The sequence below is a fragment of the Streptomyces asoensis genome (genome assembly GCF_016860545.1).
In the GTDB taxonomy this organism is placed as follows: Bacteria; Actinomycetota; Actinomycetes; order Streptomycetales; family Streptomycetaceae; genus Streptomyces; species Streptomyces asoensis.
The window spans coordinates 1,517,121-1,539,870 of the sequence record NZ_BNEB01000002.1 but is presented as its reverse complement, the minus strand read 5'-3'; the positions used below and the strand labels follow the sequence as shown (position 1 = coordinate 1,539,870).

The 22,750-nt window shown below is 72.3% G+C and carries 20 protein-coding genes and 3 pseudogenes; 14 read left to right on the top strand and 9 right to left on the bottom strand.

The window, feature by feature from the left end; translation table 11 throughout:
* Positions 1 to 56: 56 nt before the first annotated feature.
* From Saso_RS09785 to Saso_RS09775, 3 genes are all read right to left on the bottom strand, one after another.
* Positions 57 to 1,289: a cytochrome P450 gene (locus Saso_RS09785; protein ID WP_189918621.1), complete on the bottom strand. Its 1,233-nt coding sequence runs from the start codon at positions 1,287 to 1,289 to the stop codon at positions 57 to 59.
* A 316-nt stretch (positions 1,290 to 1,605) separates the two neighbouring features.
* Entirely contained in the window at positions 1,606 to 2,436 is an 831-nt protein-coding gene (locus tag Saso_RS09780) for a response regulator transcription factor (RefSeq protein ID WP_189918619.1), read from the bottom strand.
* Positions 2,408 to 2,851, bottom strand: coding sequence for a MarR family winged helix-turn-helix transcriptional regulator (locus tag Saso_RS09775; RefSeq protein ID WP_229901090.1), 444 nt, complete (start codon positions 2,849 to 2,851; stop codon positions 2,408 to 2,410). Before Saso_RS09775 ends, Saso_RS09780 begins: the two co-directional genes overlap by 29 nt.
* A 341-nt stretch (positions 2,852 to 3,192) precedes the next feature.
* Here Saso_RS09775 and Saso_RS09770 point away from each other — a divergent pair, with 341 nt between their 5' ends.
* The 7 genes from Saso_RS09770 (at position 3,193) to hemC (ending at position 9,670) form a co-directional block, all read left to right on the top strand.
* Positions 3,193 to 4,233 carry a zinc-dependent alcohol dehydrogenase gene (locus Saso_RS09770; RefSeq protein WP_189918617.1) on the top strand — a complete coding sequence of 347 codons (1,041 nt, stop codon included), beginning with the start codon at positions 3,193 to 3,195 and terminating at the stop codon, positions 4,231 to 4,233.
* A gap of 187 nt (positions 4,234 to 4,420) precedes the next feature.
* A complete protein-coding gene (locus tag Saso_RS09765) occupies positions 4,421 to 5,632 on the top strand; it encodes a sensor histidine kinase (RefSeq protein ID WP_189918615.1) in 1,212 nt (403 codons plus the stop codon).
* A gap of 398 nt (positions 5,633 to 6,030) precedes the next feature.
* Entirely contained in the window at positions 6,031 to 7,011 is a 981-nt protein-coding gene (locus Saso_RS09760) for an ATP-dependent DNA ligase (RefSeq protein WP_229901089.1), read from the top strand.
* Between the two features lie 154 nt (positions 7,012 to 7,165).
* A complete protein-coding gene (locus tag Saso_RS09755) occupies positions 7,166 to 7,942 on the top strand; it encodes an NPP1 family protein (protein ID WP_189918613.1) in 777 nt (258 codons plus the stop codon).
* Between the two features lie 78 nt (positions 7,943 to 8,020).
* Entirely contained in the window at positions 8,021 to 8,176 is a 156-nt protein-coding gene (locus Saso_RS09750; RefSeq protein ID WP_189918611.1) for a hypothetical protein, read from the top strand.
* Complete coding sequence (locus tag Saso_RS09745) at positions 8,173 to 8,640, top strand: GNAT family N-acetyltransferase (RefSeq protein WP_189918609.1); 468 nt, start codon at positions 8,173 to 8,175, stop codon at positions 8,638 to 8,640. Before Saso_RS09750 ends, Saso_RS09745 begins: the two co-directional genes overlap by 4 nt.
* Before the next feature lie 94 nt (positions 8,641 to 8,734).
* Complete coding sequence (gene hemC / locus Saso_RS09740; RefSeq protein WP_189918607.1) at positions 8,735 to 9,670, top strand: hydroxymethylbilane synthase; 936 nt, start codon at positions 8,735 to 8,737, stop codon at positions 9,668 to 9,670.
* A 70-nt stretch (positions 9,671 to 9,740) separates the two neighbouring features.
* Here the strand turns inward: hemC and Saso_RS09735 are convergent, their stop codons facing one another.
* From Saso_RS09735 to Saso_RS38180, 4 genes and pseudogenes are all read right to left on the bottom strand, one after another.
* Entirely contained in the window at positions 9,741 to 10,262 is a 522-nt protein-coding gene (locus Saso_RS09735; RefSeq protein ID WP_189918605.1) for a hypothetical protein, read from the bottom strand.
* A 247-nt stretch (positions 10,263 to 10,509) separates the two neighbouring features.
* Positions 10,510 to 10,659 (bottom strand): annotated as a pseudogene (locus Saso_RS38185) (ABC transporter permease); the annotation flags it as partial.
* A pseudogene (locus Saso_RS09730) lies at positions 10,640 to 11,357 on the bottom strand (ATP-binding cassette domain-containing protein); the annotation flags it as partial. The pseudogenes Saso_RS09730 and Saso_RS38185, both read right to left, overlap by 20 nt.
* A pseudogene (locus Saso_RS38180) lies at positions 11,354 to 11,578 on the bottom strand (MarR family transcriptional regulator); the annotation flags it as partial. The pseudogenes Saso_RS38180 and Saso_RS09730, both read right to left, overlap by 4 nt.
* A 266-nt stretch (positions 11,579 to 11,844) precedes the next feature.
* Between Saso_RS38180 and Saso_RS09725 the strand changes: the two are divergent.
* Positions 11,845 to 12,636: a SigB/SigF/SigG family RNA polymerase sigma factor gene (locus Saso_RS09725; protein ID WP_189918603.1), complete on the top strand. Its 792-nt coding sequence runs from the start codon at positions 11,845 to 11,847 to the stop codon at positions 12,634 to 12,636.
* Positions 12,637 to 12,639: 3 nt separating this feature from the next.
* Here Saso_RS09725 and Saso_RS09720 read toward each other — a convergent pair whose 3' ends face one another.
* Positions 12,640 to 12,975: an ANTAR domain-containing protein gene (locus Saso_RS09720; RefSeq protein WP_189918601.1), complete on the bottom strand. Its 336-nt coding sequence runs from the start codon at positions 12,973 to 12,975 to the stop codon at positions 12,640 to 12,642.
* A 104-nt stretch (positions 12,976 to 13,079) separates the two neighbouring features.
* Between Saso_RS09720 and Saso_RS09715 the strand changes: the two genes are divergently transcribed.
* Entirely contained in the window at positions 13,080 to 13,883 is an 804-nt protein-coding gene (locus tag Saso_RS09715; RefSeq protein ID WP_189918599.1) for a VOC family protein, read from the top strand.
* Between the two features lie 301 nt (positions 13,884 to 14,184).
* On the opposite strand, the gene Saso_RS09710 is transcribed toward Saso_RS09715, so the two are convergent.
* Complete coding sequence (locus Saso_RS09710) at positions 14,185 to 14,697, bottom strand: pep a2 (RefSeq protein ID WP_189918597.1); 513 nt, start codon at positions 14,695 to 14,697, stop codon at positions 14,185 to 14,187.
* A gap of 295 nt (positions 14,698 to 14,992) precedes the next feature.
* On the opposite strand from Saso_RS09710, the gene Saso_RS09705 reads away from it, so the two are divergent.
* The 5 genes from Saso_RS09705 (at position 14,993) to glgB (ending at position 22,699) form a co-directional block, all read left to right on the top strand.
* Complete coding sequence (locus Saso_RS09705; RefSeq protein ID WP_189918595.1) at positions 14,993 to 15,292, top strand: DUF5133 domain-containing protein; 300 nt, start codon at positions 14,993 to 14,995, stop codon at positions 15,290 to 15,292.
* Between the two features lie 73 nt (positions 15,293 to 15,365).
* Complete coding sequence (locus Saso_RS09700; RefSeq protein WP_203833515.1) at positions 15,366 to 17,321, top strand: alpha-1,4-glucan--maltose-1-phosphate maltosyltransferase; 1,956 nt, start codon at positions 15,366 to 15,368, stop codon at positions 17,319 to 17,321.
* Positions 17,322 to 17,353: 32 nt separating this feature from the next.
* Entirely contained in the window at positions 17,354 to 19,090 is a 1,737-nt protein-coding gene (treS, locus tag Saso_RS09695) for a maltose alpha-D-glucosyltransferase (RefSeq protein WP_203833514.1), read from the top strand.
* A gap of 28 nt (positions 19,091 to 19,118) precedes the next feature.
* A complete protein-coding gene (locus Saso_RS09690) occupies positions 19,119 to 20,489 on the top strand; it encodes a maltokinase N-terminal cap-like domain-containing protein (protein ID WP_372442415.1) in 1,371 nt (456 codons plus the stop codon).
* A 5-nt stretch (positions 20,490 to 20,494) separates the two neighbouring features.
* Positions 20,495 to 22,699 (top strand): 1,4-alpha-glucan branching enzyme, encoded by a 2,205-nt coding sequence (glgB, locus tag Saso_RS09685; protein WP_189922220.1) that lies wholly within the window; start codon positions 20,495 to 20,497, stop codon positions 22,697 to 22,699.
* Positions 22,700 to 22,750 lie beyond the last annotated feature (51 nt).

Sequence of the window (22,750 nt, the reverse complement as noted above, 5' to 3'; positions counted from 1 at the left end):
CTCGTTCTCGGCGGTCCGTCGCCGTCGGCTGTCGTCGGGCTCGTGGGACGGCACCGTCACCAGGTGACGGGCAGGGAGTGGACGCCGTAGATGAAGGCGTCCTCCTTGAAGCGGATCTCGTCCAGCGGGACGGCCGGCCGCAGGGTCGGGATCCGCCGGTAGAGGGTTGCGTAGACGACCTGGAGCTCCATGCGGGCCAGCGGCTGCCCCAGGCACTGGTGGACACCGAAGCCGAACGCGACATGGCGGCGGGCGTCCCGGGTGAGGTCGAGCCGGTCGGGGTCGGGGAAGACCTCGGGGTCGCGGTTGGCGATCTCGTTGGCCATGATCACGCCCTCGCCGGCCTTGATCAGCCGCCCGCCGATCTCGATGTCGGCGGTGACGGCGCGGCGCCGCCCGAGATGGGTGATGCTCAGATACCGCAGCAGTTCCTCGACGGCGGAGACGACGAGTGCGGGGTCCTCCGTGTCCCGCAGGAGGGCCAGCTGGTCGGGGTGGTGGAACAGGGCGAGCGTGCCCAGCGCGATCATGTTCGCGGTGGTCTCGTGCCCCGCGAGGAGCAGCAGCAGCGCCGTCTCCGTGGCCGTACGGTGGTCGATCTCGCCGGCCCGGACCCGGCCGGCGATGCCCGACAGCAGATCGTCCCGCGGATCCGCGAGCCGCCTGCCGATCAGCCCGCCGAGGTACTCGGCTATCTCGCGGGTCGCCCGTCCGCGCTGTTCGGGGGTGGCGTCCCGGTGGACCATCGTCCGGGTGTTGTCCTGGAAGAACGCGTGATCGTCGTAGGGCACGCCGAGCAGCTCGCAGATCACCAGCGAGGGGACAGGCAGCGCGAAGGCCTCCACCAGGTCCACCGGTCCGGGGCCCGCCAGCATGTCGTCGACCAGACCGTCCACGATGTCCTGCACGACGGGACGCAGGGCCTCCACCCGCCTGATCGCGAACGGCGCGGTCACCATCCGGCGCAGCCTGGCGTGCTCCGGGTCGTCCAGCATGATGAAGCCGAACTTGGTGTCCCCGCCGTCCCCGGCGGCCTTCGACGGGTAGCCGGGGCTGTCGGTGTCGGCGCTGACCCGGTGGTCGCCGAGCAGGGCGCGCTGGTCGGCGTGCCGGGTCACGAGCCAGGGCCGGCTGCCGTCCCAGAGGCGGACCTTCGCCAGCGGCCCCCGCTCCTGGAGCTCCTTGAGCCCGGGTGGGGGGTCGAAGGGGCAGCGGGCGGCCCGCGGCATCGGGAAGTCGGGGACCGGGTCCGGGTCCTGGGGCAGCGGTCCGGTCAGTGTGTCGGCCATGGCTCTCCTCGGTGGTGGGGGCTCCGCAGGGGCCGGAGCGCCGGGGGAAGGGCGTCGGGACGTCGGTGAGCACATGCAAACAGAGCGACCTGACACACGGCGGTCAGTCACCTGACAGGAGGCTGACGTGGCACGGGTCACAGCCGCGGCAGGGATGTCGGACCGTGGCACCGAGGCCACCAACCGGTCTTCCTGGAAGAAGGATTGACGATGTGACAGTGGAACAGGTCGACACATGGGGGGTGACGTCGCACTCCCACGGCACCGCGCTCCCCTGCCGTCGCCCGGCGCAGCCGGTGTTCGCACCTGCCCGTCGTCAGTCCTCGGTGTCGGCCTTTCCCAGCCAGTAACCGAAGCCGCGCCGGGTGTGGATCAGCGCGGCCCCTCCGCGGTCCACCTTGCGCCTGAGCCGGGAGACGAGCTGCTCGACGGCGTTGTCGCCCCGGTAACCTCCCCGGACGTACCGGCCGAGCTGCTCCTTGGACAGCACCCGGTGCGGATTGTCCAGCAGATGGCGCAGCAGGCGGTACTCGGCGGGCGTGAGGCCGAGATCCCGGTCACCGCGCCGGGCCCGCCGCAGGACGTCGTCGACGACCAGGTCCCCGTATCCGGGAGCACGGCCGGGGGAGCCCGGCGCCGTGGCGCGCAGCAGCACCTGCATCCGGGTCAGCACCTCCGCCACCCGTAAGGGTTTGGTGACACAGTCCTTCTCCCCCGGCGCGAGTTCGGGGAGCAGGCGGCCGAGCAGGTCACAGGCGGCGAGATAGAGGACCGGCGGCCGGTGGGCGATCGCCGGGCGGCCCGCCGCGTCGTAGCCGGCCAGGCCCGGCAGCGCGGTGTCGACCACGGCCAGGTCGAACCGCTGTGCGCCGAGCCGGGCCAGCGCCTCGGCGAGCGTGCCCGCGAGGACGGCCCGGTAGCCGGCCAGGCCCAAGGTGGTGGCGAGGAGTTCGGCGAGGTCCGGCTCGGCCGCGACGACCAGTACACGACGGCCCGCACCGCGGGCGAGCGACGGCTCGCGTCCCGGGGACGGCGGCGTCTCGGCCCGGCGGCCCTCCCCCGGCGGGCCGGGGTGGGCGGGGGCGTCCGCGGGCGCCGCGGGACGGTCCCCGCGGGCGTCACGGCGCGGGTGGCGTGGTGCCCTCATGCAGGGCCTGCCCTTCGTCGGCGGGATGGGTCAGGAAGACGTCCACCAGGCGGCGGACGAGCGCGGCGATGCTGCGCAGCTCATCGGGCGACCAGTGGGCGAGGGCCGGTCGCACGCCCCGCGCGCCCGCGTCACCCAGCCGCGCGACGGCCTCCTCGCCGAGCGGGGTGAGACGCATGCGCAGCACACGAGGGTCGTCCGCGTCGGCGACACGCGTCAGATGGCCCGATCTCCCGAGCCGCTGCACCTGACGGGTGACGTGGGAAGCCTGCACGGCGAGCACCTGGACGAACTCTCCGGGGCGCAGGGGCTCGTGATCGGCGATCTGGCGCAGCATCGCCACGGCGGCCCGTTCCAGCTCGACCACCGCGGGTGAGGCGGGGGGCACCGCCGACGGCAATGGGGAGAGGTTCACACCGCGCCTTTCCGAGTGCCGGATCCGACGTCGCCCGACGTCGCTTGCTTGACTCAAGTAATCCACATATGCTTGCCTAACTCAAGCAATCCGGCAGTCCGTCTTGAGCGGAGACGGCTCCCGGCCGCCGAACCCGTGGGGACGGGGATCGGCGCGGTCCCCGGGCCCGGCAACCGGTCCACCCCCGGCCGGAGCCGGGCCCGGGACGTTTTCCCCCCCCCACGGGCGCGGGCGACCGGCTTTCCGGGCGGGTCGCGGCGCCCTGACGGCGCCGGGTTCCGACGAGGCACCGCACCGCGCGCGTCAGCGACCGTTTCCAGCAGCGAGAAAGGCTCCCTCCCATGAGCACGATGAAGTCCGTCCGGACCGGCGGTGCCGGCACGATCGAGGTCGTGGACGTCGAGCGCCCCGTACCGGGGCCCCGGGACGCGCTGGTACGGATCCGCGCCTGCGGCATCTGCGGCACCGACGTCACCTTCCTGCACCTGGGCGGCATGCCCGCCCGGGCCCACCTGGGCGGCGATCTGGTCCCCGTGCCGCTGGGCCACGAACCGGCCGGCGAGGTCGTGGAGGTCGGCGCCGAGGTGAGCGGCCTCGCGCCGGGCGACCGCGTGGTCGTCAACCCGCAGGCCGCGCCCACCGGCATCATCGGCTGCGGCGGCAGGTTCGGCGGGATGAGCGAGTACCTGCTGATCGAGAACGCCGAGGTCGGCAGGAGCGTCGCCGTCTTCCCCGACACGGTCCCGTTCGACGTGGCCTCGCTCAACGAACCCCTGGCCGTGTCGCTCCACGCCGTCAACCGCTCCGGAGCGGGGCCCGGCGACAAGGTCGTGGTGTTCGGCGCCGGGCCGATCGGGCTCGGCGCGGCGATCTGGCTGAAGCTGCGCGGTGTGGAACACGTGGTGGTCGCCGACGTGATCCCCTCACGCCTGGAGAAGGCACTGGCCGTGGGCGCGGACGCCGTCGTGGACTCCGCGGAGGAGGACGTGATCGCACGGCTGACCGCGCTGCACGGCGAAAGCGCCAACGCCCTCGGCCAGCCCCGTCCGGGCACCGACCTCTTCATCGACGCGGCCGGCGCACCGGCCGTCTTCGACACGGTGGTCCGGTCGGCGAAGTGGGGCGCGAAGCTGGTCATGGTCGCCGTGCAGAAGAAGGGCGAGGTCGACCTCGGCGGCATGCTGCGCAGCGAACTCACCCTCATCGCCTCCCAGGGCTACCCCACCGAGATCTTCGAGGTGACCCCCGAACTCGTCGCGCATCAGGAGAGGTTCGCCAAGCTGATCAGTCACCGCGTCCCGTTCGCCGAGGCCTCCCGGGCCTTCGAACTGGCGCTGACTCCCGGGGCGGCGGAGAAGGTCGTCGTCACGCTGGACGACTGAGCGGGGGTCCGCGGGGCGGGCCCGCGGGGGGGGCGGGGTCCGCGGGGGGCCGCGGGGGGGGGCCGCGGGGGCCGCGTGAGGCTGGGCCCCCTCCCGCTCTCTCGCATCCCGCTCTCTCGCACTCCCCCGCGGCGCGTCTCCCCGCCGCCCGTCAGCCCGTCCCCGTCGTCACCGAGGAAACGGCACCATGCGCGCGACTCTGCGACCGGCGGCGCGGGCCACGGTCCACCTGCTCTCGGCCGCCGCCACGGCCTTCGGGACGCACCTCTTCGTCACCGTCCTGCTGATCGCCGCCACGGGCACGGTCACCGGGGCCGGGATCTGGCTGCTGCCCGAGACCGTGCTGCTGATCCGCAGGATCGCCGGGGCCAAGCGGCGCTCGACGGCGTCCTGGACCGGCCGGGAGATCCCGGAGGCGTACCGGCCCGTCACCGGCCCGTTGCGCGAGCGGCTGCGCACGGCCGTCCGGGATCCGGCGACCCGCACCGACCTGCGCTGGCTTGCGGCCCACTACGCCTACGCCTGGCTGACGGTGCTCGTGCTGCCGCTGTGGCCCGTGGGCCTCGTCGTGGACGGCGTGCGCGGCGGGCTGCTGGGCCGCCCGGCGGTGGTCCTGCCGCTGATCGTCCGGCTCGCCGACCTCGAGGCGGGCTGGTCCGCCGCCCTGCTCAGCCCCTCCCCCGAGGCACTGCTGTCCCTGCGCGTCGACCGTCTCACCACGAGCCGCGCGGACGCGGTCGCCGCCCACGGGGCCGAGCTGCGCCGGATCGAACGCGATCTGCACGACGGCGCCCAGGCACGGCTCGTCGCGCTGTCGCTGCGGATCGGCCTGGCCCGGCGGGCGTACGGAGCCGACCCCGAGGCGGCCCGCGAACTGCTCACCGACGCGCAGGAGCAGGCCGAGGAGGCACTGGCGGAGCTGCGGCACGTGGTGCGCGCCATCCATCCGCCGATCCTCACCGACCGGGGCCTCACCGGAGCGGTACGGGCCCTCGCGGCCGGATGGGGTTCCTCGCGTCCGGCCGACGCGCGGAGCGGGGCCGGGCAGGGGGGCGGGGGTGGGGGCGGGCTGCGGGTGAGCGTGCGGACGGACGGGTTCCCGGACGGGCCCCGGCCGCCGGCCGCAGTGGAGGCGGCCGCCTACTTCGTGGTCGCCGAGGCCCTGACCAACGCGGCCAAGCACAGCGGGTCCGACCGGGCCGAGGTGGAACTGACGGCGTCACCGAAGGGCCTGGGTGTGCGGGTGCGCGACGAGGGATGCGGCGGCATCGACGAGAACGCCGGATCAGGAGTGCTCGGCATACGCCGCCGGGTCGCCGCACTGGACGGAACGGTCCGCGTGACGAGCCCGGCGGGCGGCCCGACGCTGATCGAGGCAGAACTCCCCTGCGCGTGGTGAGCCCCGACTCCCCGCCCCGGTCGGCGCGGCGGCCGTCGCCGGGCCGACCGGGGCTGCCGGGGCTGCCGGGGCTACCGGGACTGCCGGGGCTGCCGGGGCTACCGGGACTGCCGGGACTGCCGGGGCCAGCGGAACCGACAAGCGGCAAGCGGCCCGACGGTGATCGAGGTGGAGGTGCCGCACCCGCGACGAGCACCGCCCGCCGACGGTGCCGCTTCGCGGGCCGCGCCCGCCCTGCCCCACCGCGCCCCGGGGCCGGTCGTCGTGGCCCGTGGGCCCGAGGTGCCCCGGCGTCGGGGCACCGGCGGGCGGGTATCGGTCGGGCTTGCGCAGCTCCGATCAGGCGAAACAGCGGTCCGTTCCGCGTGCGCCGCTGCGGCCGTGTCCACAACTCACCCGTGACCCTCCCTCTCATCGCCCCCATGCTCGCCACCGCGGGCCGGCTGCCGCCCGCCGCCCAGGACGCGCGCTGGGCCTACGAGACCAAGCAGGACGGACAGCGGGCCGTGGTGTACCTCCCCGGGGACGGGAGCATCACCCTGCGCGCCCGCTCCGGGGAGGACATCACCGCCGCCTACCCCGAGCTGCGGCCGCTGGGCGGCGCGCTGGGCACCGCACCGGCCGTACTGGACGGCGAGATCCTCGCCCTGGACGCGCGGGGCCGGGCCGACTTCCAGCTGCTCCAGTCCCGGATGGGTCTGGCCGGTGCGCCGGCCAGGGCGGCACGGCTGGCGGCCACGGCCCCCGTCCACCTCGTCCTGTTCGACGTCATGCATCTCGGCGGGCGGTCCCTCCTCGACCTGTCCTACACACGGCGCAGGGCCCGGCTGGAGGCCCTGGAGCTGGAGGGCCCGTCCTGGTCCACGCCCGGCGCCCTGGTGGGACACGGGCAGGAGGCACTGGAGGCGACCCGCGCCCACGGCCTGGAAGGCCTGGTCTGCAAGCGCCTGGACGCCGTCTACGAGCCGGGCGTGCGCTCCCGCGCCTGGATCAAGATCCGGAACATACGGGTCGCGGACGTCCTGGTCGGTGGCTGGCTGCCCGGCAAGGGGCGGCTGACCGGGCTGCCCGGCGCCGTCCTGGTGGGGCAGCGGGCCACGACCGGCCTGCGTTACGTCGGGGGCGTGGGCACCGGCTGGAGCGAGGCCGAGCGGACCGAACTCGCCGCCCTGCTGCGGGCCGCCACGACCGACGCGTGCCCCTTCGACCCCGTCCCGCGGGTGCCGGGCGCGCGCTGGGTGGTGCCCCGTCTGGTCGGCGAGGTCCGCTACAGCACGCGGACCCGGGCGGGGCTGCTGCGCCAGCCGTCCTGGCTCCGGCTGCGCCCGGACCTGACGCCTGAGGAGTCGGCGGCGGACCTCCCGGACATTTCCGCCTGACCCCACCCCCGCAGCCAAAGATTGGGCTGTGCTTCACCACGGATACGCCTGCGGCCTCTTGGCGCGGAAGGGAAAACCGGGGAAGCTGAGCTGCTTTTCAACTCCCTCTCCCCACACAGCCGTTCGGCTGCGCCCGGACTCCTAGGAGGACGCAGTGTCGTCACCGAAGTTCAAGGCACACCGCAGGAGGTGGCTGACCGGGTTCGCCGGTGCCGCCGCACTCGTCGTCGCCTTTCCGTCGGCGGCCTTCGCCGCCCCGCCGACGGCCCTGCCGTCCAACGCCGAAGCCGCCGAGCTGACCTTCCAGCCCGCGTTCGACTACGACACGGACGGCTGCTACTCGACCCCGGCCATCGGCCCGGACGGCTCGATCAACGGGGGCCTCAACCCCACCGGCGCCCTGAACGGCAGCTGCCGGGACGCCTCCGACCTGGACAACACCAACAGCTACTCGCGCTACAAGTGCAACAACGGCTGGTGCGCCTACATGTACGGCCTGTACTTCGAGAAGGACCAGGCCCTGGCGGGCAGCAGCATCGGCGGGCACCGGCACGACTGGGAGCACGTCGTGATCTGGGTGCAGAGCGGCCAGGTCCGGTACGTCTCGACGTCCAACCACGGGTCGTTCACCGTGACCGCCGCCTCCGGCGTCCGGTTCGACGGCACCCACGCGAAGATCGTCTACCACAAGGACGGCATCAGGACCCACTGCTTCCGACTGGCGAACACCAACGACGAGCCGCCGGAGAACCACAAGGGCACCTGGCAGTACCCGCCGCTGGTCGGCTGGAACGGCTACCCGGCGGGCCTGCGCGACAAGTTGAGCGCCTACGACTTCGGCAGCGCCAACTTCGGCCTGAAGGACGCCAACTTCACCAACCACCTGTCGTCGGCGAAACCCTCGGGGATCACCTTCGATCCCGCCGCGTGAGTGACGGCCGCCGTCCGCCACCGGGGTGAGCGCTCCCCGACCGTGGACGGCGGCGCACCGACGCCCCATGATGTCCGGATGGATCTTCTCGACGAACTGCCGCCGGCCGTGTCGGCGAAGAAGCCGCCCGTCCTCACCGAGCGCCGGCCCGCCCGCAGGGCCGACCCGTCGGGCACGGCGCCGGGTGCGCCGGGTGCGCCGGGCGCGGCCCCGGCCGCGGGGGACGTCCGGTGAGCGCCGTCGCACGGGTCCGGCACGCCGAGCGCTCCGACCTGCCGCGCGTCGCCGAACTCGCCGCCCAGCACGCGCAGTACGAGCGCGCCGCCCCGCCCGTGCCCGACCTGGCGGAACGCCTGGCCGTGCTCCTCTTCGACACCCCGGCGCCCCGGCTGTACTGCCTGGTCGCCGAAGTGTCCGACGGCGAGGTCGTCGGCTACGCGACCTGCTCGCCCGAACTCTCCACCTGGGAGTGCCGCGAGTACCTCCTGATGGACTGTCTGTACCTCGCTCCCGGCAACCGCGGCCGGGGTCTGGGCGCCCAGCTGGTGGAGGCCGTGACGGCGCAGGCCCGGAGCCTGGGCATGGCCGAGGTGCAGTGGCAGACCCCCGCGTGGAACGAGGGCGCGATCCGGTTCTACGCCCGGCTCGGCGCCCTGGGCACCGACAAGCGGCGCTTCGGTCTCAGAGCGGCTCCCTGACACCGGCGGTGCCGGACCGTCGCGGTCCGGCCGCCCGTGACCGAAACCACCGAGCGGCACGGCGCACGTCCCCCGAGGGTCTATCGTGTCCCGCATGTCCGTTCCGGAACTGATCCGTATCGTCTCCCGTGACTCCCCCATGGCGCTGGCCCAAGTAGAGCGCGTCCGCTCGGAGTTGACCGCCCTGCATCCCGGTCTGCGCACCGAGGTCGTCCCCGTGAAGACGACCGGTGACAAGTGGATGGGCGACCTGTCCCAGGTGGAGGGGAAGGGCGCCTTCACCAAGGAGGTCGACGCGGCGCTGCTGGCCGGCGCCGCCGATCTCGCGGTGCACTGCGTCAAGGACGTACCGGCCGACCGGCCGCTGCCCGCGGGCACGGTGTTCGCGGCGTTCCTGAAGCGGGACGACATCCGCGACGCCCTCGTGGACCCGCGGGGCCGCACCCTCGACGAGCTGCCGGCCGGGACGCGTGTCGGCACCTCCTCGGTGCGCCGGGTCGCCCAGCTCGCCGCCACCCATCCGCAGCTGCGGTGCGTGCCGTTCCGCGGCAACGCCAACCGCCGGCTGGAGAAGCTCGCGGCGGGCGAGGCCGACGTACTGCTGCTCGCGGTGTCCGGTCTGGAGCGCATCGACCGGCGGGACGTCATCAGCGAGGTGCTGTCGCCGGAGACGATGATGCCGCCGATCGGAGCGGGGATCCTCGCCCTCCAGTGCCGCGAGGGCGACGCCGACGTCATCGACGCGGTGAGCGGTCTGGGTGATCCGGCCACCCACCGGGAGGCCACCGCGGAGCGCATGTTCCTGCATGTGCTCCAGGGTCACTGCAACAGCCCGATCGCCGGCTTCGCCCGGGTCGACCGCAGCGGCGAACTGTCCCTGCGGGCCTGTGTGTTCACGGCGGACGGCAAGACCCGGCTGAACGCCCACGAGTGGGCCGGACCGCTCGATCCGGCGACGCTCGGCACCTCGGTGGCGGTGGCGCTGCTGCGGCAGGGCGCGCGCGAACTCATCGACGGCATCCCGCACTGACCGTCGTCGCTGCCCGCCGGCCCCCGTACCGGCGAAGGGAGCGGCGTACCGCCGAAGGGCGCGGCACCCGTCAGGCGCTGCCCTCTTCGGCCTGGTCGCGCAGGAAGTTGCTCACCTGACGGGCCAGGCTGTCGCGTGCGGCGCCCGCGGGTGCGCCGCCGGGCGTCTCGGCCAGTCCTACGCCGCCCGTCCACAGCCGGCGGTCGGCCCAGTCGTCGTCGACCCGCAGCTGGATCTGGACGTCCACCTGACCCAGCGACGACTCCGGTCCCGCCGCGTACAGCACGGCGGTGGCCCGGCGCAGCGGGTAGACGTCGAAGCCCTCGATGAACTGCGAGTTGCGCCAGTCGATGAAGGCGCTCTCGCCCTCCTGGCCCAGCCGCACGTCGATCTGGCCGTCCTCGAGGTGGATCGTGGCGTGCTTCGCGCCCCGGTTCTCGACGGTCACGCGCAGGCAGAAGTACGTCAGCCCCTCGGCGGCGTCGTCGCGTCCCCTGGGCGGCTCGCTCTGCTCCAGACGGTGGACGCGGACCCGCAGACCGGCATACGCGTCGTACTCATGCCAGTCCCCGACCACGTTCGGCTCGTACACAGTCCACCTCTCGACTTCTACCGGCTGCTTCCTATCCGTGCGCCGATCGCACTGTCAAATGAGCAGAATGCGCTGTGGCCAGGGAATTCATCCCCTTTGATCGCTGATCAAGCCGTGCGCAGGAAGAATCCCCCGACGGAGCGCGCGACGGCTCGCGGGCGGCGTGCCGCACATCACGTTCCCGGCCGCGCCCCGGCAGCCGCCGCCGGCAAGATCAGCGGGCCGGCCGGCCCAGCAGCGAGGAGGCCGCGGCGATGACGACCACGACGACCGCCCGGACGACCGACTTCACCCCGGCCGCGAACGCCTTGCCGATGATCAGCGCGGCCCGCGGAGTGGGCGTGACCAGCAGTCTGTTGAGGACACCGGCGCCCCGCTCCCAGATGATCTGGATACCCCTGCCGGAGTTCGAGCGGGGTGCCGAGGGCGCGGACGCGGCCGCGGTGCATCAGCGCGACCCGGTCTCAGTACCGGTCGGCCTCGTCCATGGAGTGCGTGGTCACCAGGACGGTCATGCCGGTGGCCTCGCGCACGGCGGTGATGTGGTCCCGGACACCCGTTCGGGCGATCGGGTCGAGTCCGATCGTCGGCTCGTCCAGGATCAGCAGCCGCGGGGCACTGACCAGCGCCTGGGCGAGTTCGCGCCGCCGGACCATGCCCCCCGGAGCAGGTGCCGGCCAGCCGGTCGGCGGCGTCCGTCAGGCCGACGGCGCCCAGGGTCTGGGCGCCCCGTGCGGCCCGCTCGCGCCGGGACACGCCGAAGACGCGGGCGAACAGGGAGACGTTCTCGCGGCCGGTGAGGCCCGAGTCGGCGGCCAGCTGCTGGGGGACATATCCGAGCAGCCGCCGTACGGCCGTCCGGTCCCCGGCGGCGTCGTGGCCGAAGACGCGGACCATGCCCGGGGGGACCGGCAGCAGGGTCGTGACGCAGCGGATTGCGGTGGTCTTGCCCGCGCCGTAGGGCCCGAGCAGGCCGAAGACCTCGCCCTCCCGGACGGTCAGGTCGAGCCCGTCGACCGCCCGGGTGCCGCCGAAGGCCTACGCCAGCCCGGTGCACGCGAGGGCGTCCGGCGTACCGCCGCTGTCGTTCGTCATGGTTCCTCGGCCTCCTCGTGGAGGGTGACGGCGAGCACGCGCAGGGCCGGGAGTGCCGCGCGCAGGGCCTCCCGGCAGGCGGGGTCGAGACGGGCGACCTGCCGGCCGACCAGTGCGGCGCGCCGTTCCTGCCAGGCCCGCAGCCGGGCCTCGGCCGCCTCGGTGAGCAGCAGCCGGGCGGCGCGCCGGTCGCCCGGGTCGGTCTCGCGGAGCAGGTATCCGGGAGGTAATCACCCCAACGGAGGGTCACGGTCGAGCCGGACGGAAAGCCCGGACGGGCAGCCGCACGGATCGCCGATCCGAATAAATAGGAGAAACCGTTTTAATCACGGGCATCCCGGGAATCCGGAAGGAGTGCTTCGGACAGGAGGCACGTCCGTGGGAACCGCCGAGCGGCCGGTTCCGGGTGGCTTCTCCCGTCCGCCGAGCGCGTGAGTCCCACGGTGTCCGAGCCCCCACCGGCATCCTTCTGGGGAAGGCACGCGCGATGCGCAGCACCGTCAGAACCAAGCAGCACCCCCATGACGACGCCCCCGACACGGCCGAGTCCTTCGAACGGCTCGCCGCTCTGCCCGACGGCCCGCAGCGCCGGGCACTCAAGGACGAACTGGTCCGCCTGTGGCTGCCCATGGCCGAGCGGATCGCCGTCCGGTTCCGCGGACGCGGCGAGAACCTGGAGGACCTCTACCAGGTCGCCGCCCTGGGACTCGTCAAGGCCGTCGAACACTACGACCCCGAGCGCGGCCGCGCCTTCGAGGCGTACGCGGTCCCGACGATCACCGGTGAGATCAAGCGGCACTTCCGCGATCACATGTGGACCCTGCACGTGCCGCGCCGGGTCCAGGACCTGCGCAACCGGGTGCGCAGCTCCACGAAGGAACTGGCGCAGACGACCCCGGGGCGGCCCCCCACCATCGCCGAGATCGCGGCGCACGCGCAGCTGACCGAGGACGAGGTGCGCACCGGGGCGGAGGCGCTGGAGTGCTTCTCGGCGCTCTCCCTGGAGGCGGAACTGCCCGGCACCGACGGCTACGCCCTCGAGGACGCTCTCGGCGACCCCGATCCGGGTTACGACACCGTCGTCGACCGGGTCGCCGTGGCGCCCTGTCTGAAGGCCCTGCCGGAACGCGAACGGACGATCCTGTACCTGCGGTTCTTCGCGGGGATGACGCAGAGCCGGATAGCGGAGGAACTGGGCATCTCTCAGATGCACGTCTCACGGCTGCTCAGCGCCTGCTTCGCCCGGTTGCGCGAGGAGATCGCCGCCGACGCGAAGTGACCCTCACTCCAACGGGGGTGAGCCCGGAACCTGGACGGGGCCGTGCCGGTCGAGGAGGTCCTCCAGGAGGACGCGGATCTCCTCCGGCATCTCCCCCATGCGCCCCCAGACCAGGATCAGTTCCGCGACGTTGCGCAGTTTGATGTTGGTGCGCTGCGAGACCTCCTTCAACACCAGCCAGGCCCGGTCGGGCGTCACCCGTCCGAGGGCGACCACCACACCGATGGCCTGGTCCACCACGGCGTGGGAGGCGACCGCCTCCCTGAGCTGGCCGACCTCCTCCTGGAGGGCGCGGATCCGAGCCGTTTCGTCACGGGTTCCGTGCGGTACTCGAGTCACCGCTCCATCGTGCCACCGGGTGACTCGGCAGGCGCCCGGGACGGTTCCGGCCGGACACTGGTGGCAGCCCCGCCCACCGGCCACAGACCAGGAACGCGAGTGCCATGAACCGTCGCCCGACCCCCGCCTCCGGTACCCGCGGATCCGTCTCCACGAAATCCGTGTTCGGCGCCCCCTGCTGGGTGAGCCTGACCAGCCGCGACCTGGACGCCACACAGGACTTCTACCGGGCCGTGCTGGGCTGGGAGTGGCGCCGGGGCCTGCTCGGCGACCACTTCCGCACGGCCCTGGTGGGCAGTGTCCCGGTCGCCGGGATCGCCGCCGTGGCCTCGATGTGGCAGATGGCGGTGGCCTGGACGCCGTACTTCGCGGTCCCGAGCGCGGACGAGGCCGCCTCGCGTGCACGGGAGCGCGGGGGGACCGTCGCCGTGGGCCCCATCTCGCTCCAGCCCGGCCGGGCGGCCCTGCTGGCCGACCGCGACGGCGCCACCTTCGGGATCTGGGAGGGGGAGCTGATCGGCAACTGGGAGGCGTGGCGGCAGGCGGCGCCCGCCTTCATCAGGCTCCACACCCGTGACGCCTTCGACTCCGCCATCTTCTACGGCGAGATCCTCGACTGGGCGACGGACCGGCCGGGCAGCGTGGAGGTCCACTACGAGCGCGGCGAGGTCGTGCTGCGCAGCCGGGGGGACGTCGTCGCCCGGATCGAGTCGGGCGCGCTGGAGGCGGCGCCCGACCCCACGATCCGGCCGCACTGGCAGGTCCACTTCGCCGTGGAGGACGTGACGGCCTGCGCCCGTGCGGCGGAGAAGCACGGCGGCAGCGTGCTGGTCGAGACCGCCCACGAGGCGGTGCTGCGCGACCCGGACGGAGCCCAGTTCACGGTGACCTCGCACCGACAGCGCTGAGCGTCGCACCGTCGGCGCGAGCACGATGGGACTGAGCACGTTCGGACTGCGGAAGTCCCTCAGCGCCGGCTGCCCGCCCGCCGCTCGCCGGTCAACCGCCGGTCGCCCCAGGCGACTTCGCCGTTCCGGCAGCAGGCGTTGTCGTCACCCCGCTCGGCGTCGCGGTGCAGGCCGGTCCAGGCAGGTGGCCTCTCCGTCGCAGTCGGCAAGTCCGCGCCCGCGCCCGGCGAACCGGGGCGCCCGCTCCTGGCGGGCGCCCCGGTACCGCGGTCCTCGGCGTCCTCGCGGCGTGGCCGCGAGGTCACCTGGCGGCCTCCAACAGGCCGCGCTGCCCGTACGCCGGGGCGACCAGGGTCGCGACCGGCAGTTCCCGGGGAACCTGGAGCCCTTCCCACACGTCGGGCACGGGCGTGGTCGGCACCAGCGGGACGCGCTCGCCCGAGCGGGCCCGCTGCGAGAACCAGATGACCTTGGTGCCGGCGTCCGTGGCACAGCAGCCCCAGCCGTCGCTCATCGCGGCGATGCGCTCCAGGCAGACCCGCAGGTCCAGGTCGGGACGCAGCCGGTGGTCGGCGCCGCCGACGGCCGTGATCAGGTGCTGCCCGTTCCACCACATCTCGATCGAGGTGTGCTTGTCGGTGGCGTGTTCGTGGACGGCCGTCAGCAGCATGTCGGTGCCGCGGCACACCGTCTCGACATGCGCCTCCAGGTCCCAGTACTGAAGGTGAGCGGTCAGTATCCGCCTGACCTGTCCGACCCGTTCCGCACTCACGTCCACATCGAGGTGGTAGTAGCAGGGGACTGCTGTCTTCATCGTCGTTCGCTCCTCACCGGCGAGGCTCCCACTCCTGCTCGGCCCGACGGGCCAGAGTTTCCCTTACGAAGCGTGAGCGGTTATCGCTTCAGAGTCACAACCACAGTGGGGCTGCTACGCCATTCGTGCAACACGAGCACACCACGACCAAGATCCAACAGGACGTTGGGTGATGCGCCGTGCACCATAAGTGAAGGCCTCAAGAGGTTGGACGCTTTTCGCGCCTCTATGGGTAGGGCCGACCCGCTCGCCTCGAGCGACGTACCTCTTGAACTCCCGGAAGGTGACCAGCGCGATGCTGCAACCAGCGAAGACCGAAGTCGCCAGAACCTTGCGCAGCTACCGGGCCTGGGAGCGGGACATGCTGGCGCGGCCCGACGACCGCACCGCGCGGGCCGCTTTCGAGGACTGCGGCTACACGCTGTGCGTGCTGATGGGCAAACGCTGCGCCCGGGAGGCCGCCGACGCGGCCGAGCAGTACCTGCGCGCCGGCACGGACACCCTCCGCCGGGAGCGCAGGGCCCCGAACGTGAGGACCGGCGTCGCACGGCTCACGGTGACGCGGTCCGTGCCCTGTCTGCCGGCGGAGACGTAGCGCTCCGCCCGGTGCGGTCCGATCGCCCAACACCGGGCGGTCGCAGCCATTTTCAGCCAATGGAGGTGCAAAGGTGAAGTCCACCAGGGCGATCGGCCGGATCCCGGTCCGGGACGTCGAACCGCGCGTCGAGTGCGGGAGACGGCCGGCGAAAGCCGTGACCGGGGAGACGGTGCGGATCTCCGCCACGGTGTTCCGTGAGGGCCACGACGCCATCGGCGCCAACGTGGTCCTCAAGGGTCCCGACGGCGGCCGCGGGCCCTGGACACCGATGCACGAGCTCACCCCCGGCAGCGACCGCTGGGGAGCCGACGTCACCCCGGACGCCATGGGCCGCTGGACGTACACGGTGGAGGCGTGGAGCGATCCGATCACGACCTGGCGGCGCCACGCGGAGATCAAGATCCCGGCGGGCATCGACCAGGGGCTGGTCCTGGAGGAGGGCGGACTGCTGTACGAGCGGGCCGCCGCCCGCGCCCCGCGCGGACCGGAGCGGACCCTGCTGCGCGACGCGGCGAAGAAGCTGCTCGACGACTCGGCACCGGTCGCCGAGCGCTACGCGGCGGCGCTGACGCCGCAGGTGGACGCGGTGCTGGCCCGGTATCCGCTGCGGGAGCTGGTCACCGCGTCGCAGGCGTTGCCGCTGCTGGTGGAGCGGGAGCGGGCGCTGTACGGCTCGTGGTACGAGTTCTTCCCCCGTTCGGAGGGGACGGCGCAGACTCCGCACGGGACGTTCCGGACGGCCGCGCGGCGGTTGCCGGCCATCGCCGCGATGGGTTTCGACGTCGTGTACCTGCCGCCGATCCATCCGATCGGGACGACGTTCCGCAAGGGCCGCAACAACACCCTCGACGCCGGGCCCGACGACGTCGGGGTGCCGTGGGCCATCGGCTCGCCGGAGGGCGGCCACGACGCCGTCCACCCCGATCTGGGCACCCTGGAGGACTTCACCTGGTTCGTCGGGCAGGCCCGCGACCTCGGCCTGGAGATCGCCCTCGACTTCGCACTCCAGTGCTCCCCCGACCACCCCTGGGTCCACAAGCACCCCGAGTGGTTCCACCACCGCCCCGACGGCACCATCGCGCACGCCGAGAACCCGCCGAAGAAGTACCAGGACATCTACCCCGTCGCCTTCGACGCCGACCTCGACGGCCTGATCGGCGAGACCGTGCGCGTCCTGCGCCACTGGATGGGCCACGGGGTGCGCATCTTCCGCGTGGACAACCCCCACACCAAACCGGTCGTCTTCTGGGAACGCGTCATCACCGAGGTCAACCGCACCGACCCCGACGTGATCTTCCTCGCCGAGGCCTTCACCCGCCCCGCGATGATGCACACCCTGGGCCAGATCGGCTTCCAGCAGTCCTACACCTACTTCACCTGGCGCAACACCAAGGAAGAACTGACGCAGTACCTCACCGAACTGTCGGGGGAGGCCGCCTCCTACATGCGGCCCAACCTCTTCGCCAACACCCCCGACATCCTGCACGCCTACCTCCAGCACGGCGGCCGCCCCGCCTTCGAGATCCGCGCCGTCCTGGCCGCGACCCTCTCCCCCACCTGGGGCCTGTACAGCGGCTACGAACTGTGCGAGAACACCCCCCTGCGCGAGGGCTCCGAGGAATACCTCGACTCCGAGAAGTACCAGCTCAAACCCCGCGACTGGGACGCCGCCGAACGCGAGGGCACCACCATCGCCCCCCTCGTCACCCGCCTCAACGCCGTCCGCCGCGCCAACCCCGCCCTGCACCGACTGCGCAACCTCCGATTCCACGACACGGACAATCCGTCGGTCATCGCGTACAGCAAACGCGCGGGTTCGAACACGGTTCTGGTGGTCGTCAACCTCGACCCCCACCACACCCAGGAGGCGACGGTGTCGTTGGACATGCCGCAACTCGGCCTGGACGACGGCGCAGCCCTGTCCGTGCACGACGAACTGACCGGCGAGACGTACGCCTGGGGCAGGACGAACTACGTGCGCCTGGAGCCCGGCCGGTCGCCCGCCCACGTGTTCCTCGTCCGGTGACCCGCACCGCCGATCGGAGGCCCCAGCCCGCCATGACCGTGAACTCCCCTGTCCAGGACACCTTCGAGGACACGCCCGCCAAGGACCGCGACCCCGAGTGGTTCAAACGCGCCGTGTTCTACGAGGTCCTCGTCCGCTCCTTCCAGGACAGCAACGGCGACGGCGTCGGCGACCTCAAAGGCATCACCGCCAAACTCGACTACCTGCAATGGCTCGGAGTCGACTGCCTCTGGCTGCCGCCCTTCTTCAAATCCCCCCTGCGCGACGGCGGATACGACGTCTCCGACTACACCGCCGTCCTCCCCGAGTTCGGCGACCTCGCCGACTTCGTCGAATTCGTCGACGCCGCCCACCAACGCGGCATGCGCGTCATCATCGACTTCGTCATGAACCACACCAGCGACCAGCACCCGTGGTTCCAGGAATCCAGGAAAGACCCCGACGGACCCTACGGCGACTACTACATGTGGGCCGACGACGACAAACAGTACGCCGACGCCCGCATCATCTTCGTCGACACCGAAGTCTCCAACTGGACCTTCGACCCCGTCCGCAAGCAGTACTTCTTCCACCGCTTCTTCTCCCACCAGCCCGACCTCAACTACGAGAACCCCGCCGTCCAGGAGGAGATGATCTCGGCGCTGCGGTTCTGGCTGGACCTCGGGATCGACGGCTTCCGGCTCGACGCGGTGCCGTATCTCTACGCGGCCGAAGGGACCAACTGCGAGAACCTGCCCGCCACCCACGAGTTCCTCAAGCGGGTCCGCAAGGAGATCGACGCCGCCTATCCGGACACGGTGATCCTGGCGGAGGCCAACCAGTGGCCCGAGGACGTCGTCGACTACTTCGGCGACTACGCCTCCGGCGGCGACGAATGCCACATGGCGTTCCACTTCCCCGTCATGCCCCGCATCTTCATGGCCGTCCGCCGCGAATCGCGCTACCCCGTCTCCGAGATCCTCGCCAAGACCCCCGCGATCCCCGCCAACTGCCAATGGGGCATCTTCCTGCGCAACCACGACGAGCTCACCCTCGAAATGGTCACCGACGAAGAACGCGACTACATGTACGCGGAATACGCCAAAGACCCGCGCATGCGCGCCAACATCGGCATCCGCCGCCGCCTCGCCCCCCTCCTGGACAACGACCGCAACCAGATCGAACTCTTCACCGCCCTGCTGCTCTCCCTGCCCGGCTCCCCGATCCTCTACTACGGCGACGAGATCGGCATGGGCGACAACATCTGGCTCGGCGACCGCGACGCCGTCCGCACCCCCATGCAATGGACCCCCGACCGCAACGCCGGCTTCTCCTCCTGCGACCCCGGCCGCCTCTCCCTCCCCGTCATCATGGACCCCGTCCACGGCTACCAGGTCACCAACGTCGAGGCCTCCATGTCCTCGCCCTCCTCGCTGCTGCACTGGACCCGCCGGATGATCGAGATCCGCAAACAGAACCCCGCCTTCGGCCTCGGCACCTACACCGAACTCCCCTCCTCCAACCCGGCCGTCCTCGCCTTCCTGCGCGAGGCACCCCTCACCGGCGACGGCAACGACGACATCGTGCTGTGCGTACACAACTTCTCCCGCTTCGCCCAACCCACCGAACTCGACCTGAGCCGCTTCGACGGCCGCCATCCCGTCGAGCTGTTCGGCGGAGTCCGCTTCCCCGCCATCGGTGAACTGCCCTATCTGCTCACGCTCGCGGGCCACGGCTTCTATTGGTTCCGGCTCACCAGAGCCGCGTCCCGGATCGGCCGCCGTCCGTGAGCGAGCACCGGGGAAAGGATGGGTCACCGTGACGAAGACCGCTCCCTTGCGACCGAGCGGCTCCGGCGGCCCGGGCGGAGTGCGCTCCGCCGGGCCGCTGGCAGCACTGCTGTGCGAGTGGCTGCCGCGGCAGCGCTGGTTCGCCGGCAAGGACCGGCCCCTGACCGATCTGCGCATGCTGTCGATGACGGAGCTGTATCCGGGCTGTCTCCATCTGCTCGTGCACGCCGACCAGTCGGGGGTCCCGACGCCGGGGGGCACGCCGCCCGCGGGGGACTGCTACCAGCTGCTCCTCGGCGTGCAGGAACACCTGTCGCCGCGGCTCGGGCGGGCGCTGATCGGCAGGGTGGAGGAAGGGCCGATGGCCGGGCTCACCGTCCACGACGCCCTCCAGGACCCCCGGTCCGCGCATCTGCTGCTGGAGCGGATGCGGCACCCCGGCACGCTGGGCCCGCTGTGCTTCGAGTCCGATCCGTCCGTGTCGCTGCCGCCCGGACTGGCGCCGCGGCTGCTGGAGGCCGAGCAGTCCAACACCTCGCTGGTGTACGGGGACGCCTTCATCCTGAAGATCTTCCGGCGCATCCAGCCGGGGGTGAACCCGGATCTGGAGGTGCCGGTCGCGCTGGCCGGACAGGGGTGCGGGCGGGTGCCCGCGCCCGTCGCCTGGTTCCGCACCACCCATCCGCAGGAGGCGACGCTGGGCGTGCTCCAGCCGTTCCTGCCCGACGCGTCGGACGGCTGGACGCTGGCGCTGCGCGCCCTCGCGCGCGGCGAGGACTTCACCGCGGAGGCCGAGGAGCTCGGGCGGGCCACCGCCGACGTGCACCTCGCGCTCGCCGCGGCGCTCCCGGCGGGGCCTGGCGCCGGGGACGGGCGGACGGCTGCGGCGATGACCGAGCGGCTGGAGGCGGCCGCGCACCACGTGCCGGCCCTGCGCCCGTTCGTGCCCGGTCTGATCACCGCCTTCGGCGCGCTCTCCGTCTGTGACGCGGGACCGCCCGCCCAGCGGATCCACGGGGACCTGCACCTCGGGCAGGTCCTGCGGGCCGGACGCGACTGGTTCGTCATCGACTTCGAGGGCGAGCCGTCCCGGCCGCTGGCCGAGCGGCGCAGCGCCCACTCCCCCGTCCGGGACATCGCCGGAATGCTGCGCTCGTTCGACTACGCCGCCCGCCAGCGCCGCCCCTGGCGACCGGAGTGGGCGCGCCGCTGCCGTGAGGCGTACTGCGCGGGATATGCCGCCCGCGCGGGCTGGGACCCCCGTAAGAAGCATGCCCTGCTGCGTGCCTACGAGACGGACCGGGCCGTGTACGAAGTGCTGTACGAGGCCCGTAACCGCCCCGACTGGCTGCCCGTACCCATGGCGGCGATCGAACGACTCGCCGTCCGAGGAGGCTGACCCCTGTGGCCCTGCGTGACACCTCTCCGCCCGAGTCGGCCGGCCCCCGCGCGCGCACGGCGCCCGCGCTCGACCCGGCCGACCGCGGGCGCCTGCTCGCGGGCGCCCACCACGACCCGCACGCCCTGCTGGGCGCGCACCCGGTGCCCGGCGGGATCGCCTTCCGCGCGCTGCGGCCGTTCGCCGACGCCGTGAGCGTCGTGATCGACGGCGATCCCACCGCGCTGGTCTCGGAGGGCGACGGCCTCTTCTCCGTCGTCCTGCCGCTGGCCGAGGTGCCCGCGTACACGCTGCTGGTGTCGTACGAGGGCGCCGAGCACAAGGTGGACGACCCCTACCGCTTCCTTCCCGCCCTCGGCGACCTGGACCTGCACCTCGTCCGTGAGGGGCGCCACGAGGAGCTGTGGAAGGCGCTGGGCGCGGAGCCGATGGCCCACCAGGGGGTGATCGGGACCCGGTTCACGGTGTGGGCGCCCAACGCCCAGGGGGTGCGCGTCGCCGGTGACTTCTGCTTCTGGGACGGCACCGCCTTCCCGATGCGGTCGCTCGGCTCGTCCGGGGTGTGGGAGCTGTTCCTGCCCGGGATCGGCGAAGGCGCCCGGTACAAGTTCGAGATCACCTCCCGGCACGGTCACCGCTTCCTCAAGGCCGACCCGATGGCCCGGCGCGCCGAGGTGCCGCCGGACACCGCGTCGATCGTGCACGTCTCGCACCACGAGTGGTCCGACGAGGAGTGGATGGCGCACCGGGGAGACGTGCCCGTCCACGAGGCGCCGTTCTCCGTCTACGAGGTCCACCTCCCGTCCTGGCGGCCAGGACTGACCTACCGTCAGCTGGCCGAAGAGCTCCCCCCGTACGTCACCGGTCTGGGCTTCACCCACGTGGAGTTCATGCCGGTGGCCCAGCACCCGTTCTCCGGCTCCTGGGGCTACCAGGTGACCGGGTTCTACGCGCCCACCGCCCGGCTCGGCACGCCCGACGACTTCAAGTACCTGGTGGACGCCCTGCACCGGGCCGGGGTCGGCGTGATCGTGGACTGGGTGCCGGCGCACTTCCCCAAGGACGACTGGGCCCTCGGCCGGTTCGACGGGGAACCGCTGTACGAGCCCGGTGACGCACGGCGGGCGGAGCACCCGGACTGGGGGACGTTCGAGTTCGACTTCGGGCGGACCGAGGTGCGCAACTTCCTCGTGGCCAACGCCACGTACTGGTGCGAGGAGTTCCACGTCGACGGGCTGCGGGTGGACGCCGTCGCCTCCATGCTCTATCTCGACTACTCGCGGGACTCCGGGGGGTGGACCCCCAATGTGTTCGGCGGCCGGGAGGACCTGGACGCGAAGGCGTTCCTCCAGGAGATGAACGCGACGGTCTACCGCCGCAACCCCGGGGTCGTCACGATCGCGGAGGAGTCCACCGCTTGGGAAGGGGTGACCAGGCCGACCGACAGCGGCGGTCTGGGCTTCGGCCTGAAGTGGAACATGGGCTGGATGCACGACTCCCTGGAGTACATCGCGAAGGAGCCGGTGCACCGCAAGTACCACCACAACGAGATGACCTTCTCGATGGTGTACGCGTACAGCGAGAACTACGTGCTGCCCATCTCGCACGACGAGGTCGTCCACGGCAAGCAGGCGCTGGTCTCCAAGATGCCCGGCGACTGGTGGCAGCGGCGTGCCAACCACCGCGCGTACCTGGGGTTCATGTGGGCCCACCCGGGCAAGCAGCTCCTCTTCATGGGCCAGGAGTTCGCCCAGGGCGCCGAGTGGTCCGAGGCGCACGGCCCCGAGTGGTGGCTGACGGACCCCGGTTACGCGTCCGCGGGCGATCACCTGGGGGTGCGGGACCTGGTGCGGGACCTCAACACCGTCTACCGGGCGAACGCGGCCCTGTGGGAGCGCGACACCGATCCGGCCGGGTTCCGGTGGGTGGTCGGTGACGCCGCCGAGGACAACGTCTTCGCGTTCCTCCGGTACGGCGCGCAGGGGCGGCCGCTGCTCGCCGTCAGCAACTTCTCGCCGGTCGTGCGCCACGACTACCGTCTCGCCGTGCCCGGGGACGTGCCGGCCTGGCACGAGGTGCTCAACACCGACGCCGAGCGGTACGGCGGCAGCGGTGTCGTCCACCCGTCGCCGCTCGTGCCGAAGGACGGGGGGATCTCGCTCACGCTGCCGCCGCTGGCCACCGTCTGGCTGACGCCGCCGGCCGTGTGAACGACACCGGACGGGGCAGCCGGGTGCGTACCACCCGCCACAGAAAGGCCG

Excerpts from the sequence above, each read along its gene's own strand:
- hemC (WP_189918607.1), top strand. The coding sequence starts at position 8,735 with ATGTCCGTTCCGGAACTGATCCGTATCGTCTCCCGTGACTCCCCCATG.
- Saso_RS09785 (WP_189918621.1), bottom strand. The coding sequence starts at position 1,289 with ATGGCCGACACACTGACCGGACCGCTGCCCCAGGACCCGGACCCGGTC.
- Saso_RS09780 (WP_189918619.1), bottom strand. The coding sequence starts at position 2,436 with ATGAGGGCACCACGCCACCCGCGCCGTGACGCCCGCGGGGACCGTCCC.
- treS (WP_203833514.1), top strand. The coding sequence starts at position 17,354 with ATGACCGTGAACTCCCCTGTCCAGGACACCTTCGAGGACACGCCCGCC.
- Saso_RS09770 (WP_189918617.1), top strand. The coding sequence starts at position 3,193 with ATGAGCACGATGAAGTCCGTCCGGACCGGCGGTGCCGGCACGATCGAG.
- Saso_RS09705 (WP_189918595.1), top strand. The coding sequence starts at position 14,993 with ATGCTGCAACCAGCGAAGACCGAAGTCGCCAGAACCTTGCGCAGCTAC.
- Saso_RS09715 (WP_189918599.1), top strand. The coding sequence starts at position 13,080 with ATGAACCGTCGCCCGACCCCCGCCTCCGGTACCCGCGGATCCGTCTCC.
- Saso_RS09710 (WP_189918597.1), bottom strand. The coding sequence starts at position 14,697 with ATGAAGACAGCAGTCCCCTGCTACTACCACCTCGATGTGGACGTGAGT.
- Saso_RS09765 (WP_189918615.1), top strand. The coding sequence starts at position 4,421 with ATGCGCGCGACTCTGCGACCGGCGGCGCGGGCCACGGTCCACCTGCTC.
- Saso_RS09725 (WP_189918603.1), top strand. The coding sequence starts at position 11,845 with ATGCGCAGCACCGTCAGAACCAAGCAGCACCCCCATGACGACGCCCCC.
- Saso_RS09750 (WP_189918611.1), top strand. The coding sequence starts at position 8,021 with ATGGATCTTCTCGACGAACTGCCGCCGGCCGTGTCGGCGAAGAAGCCG.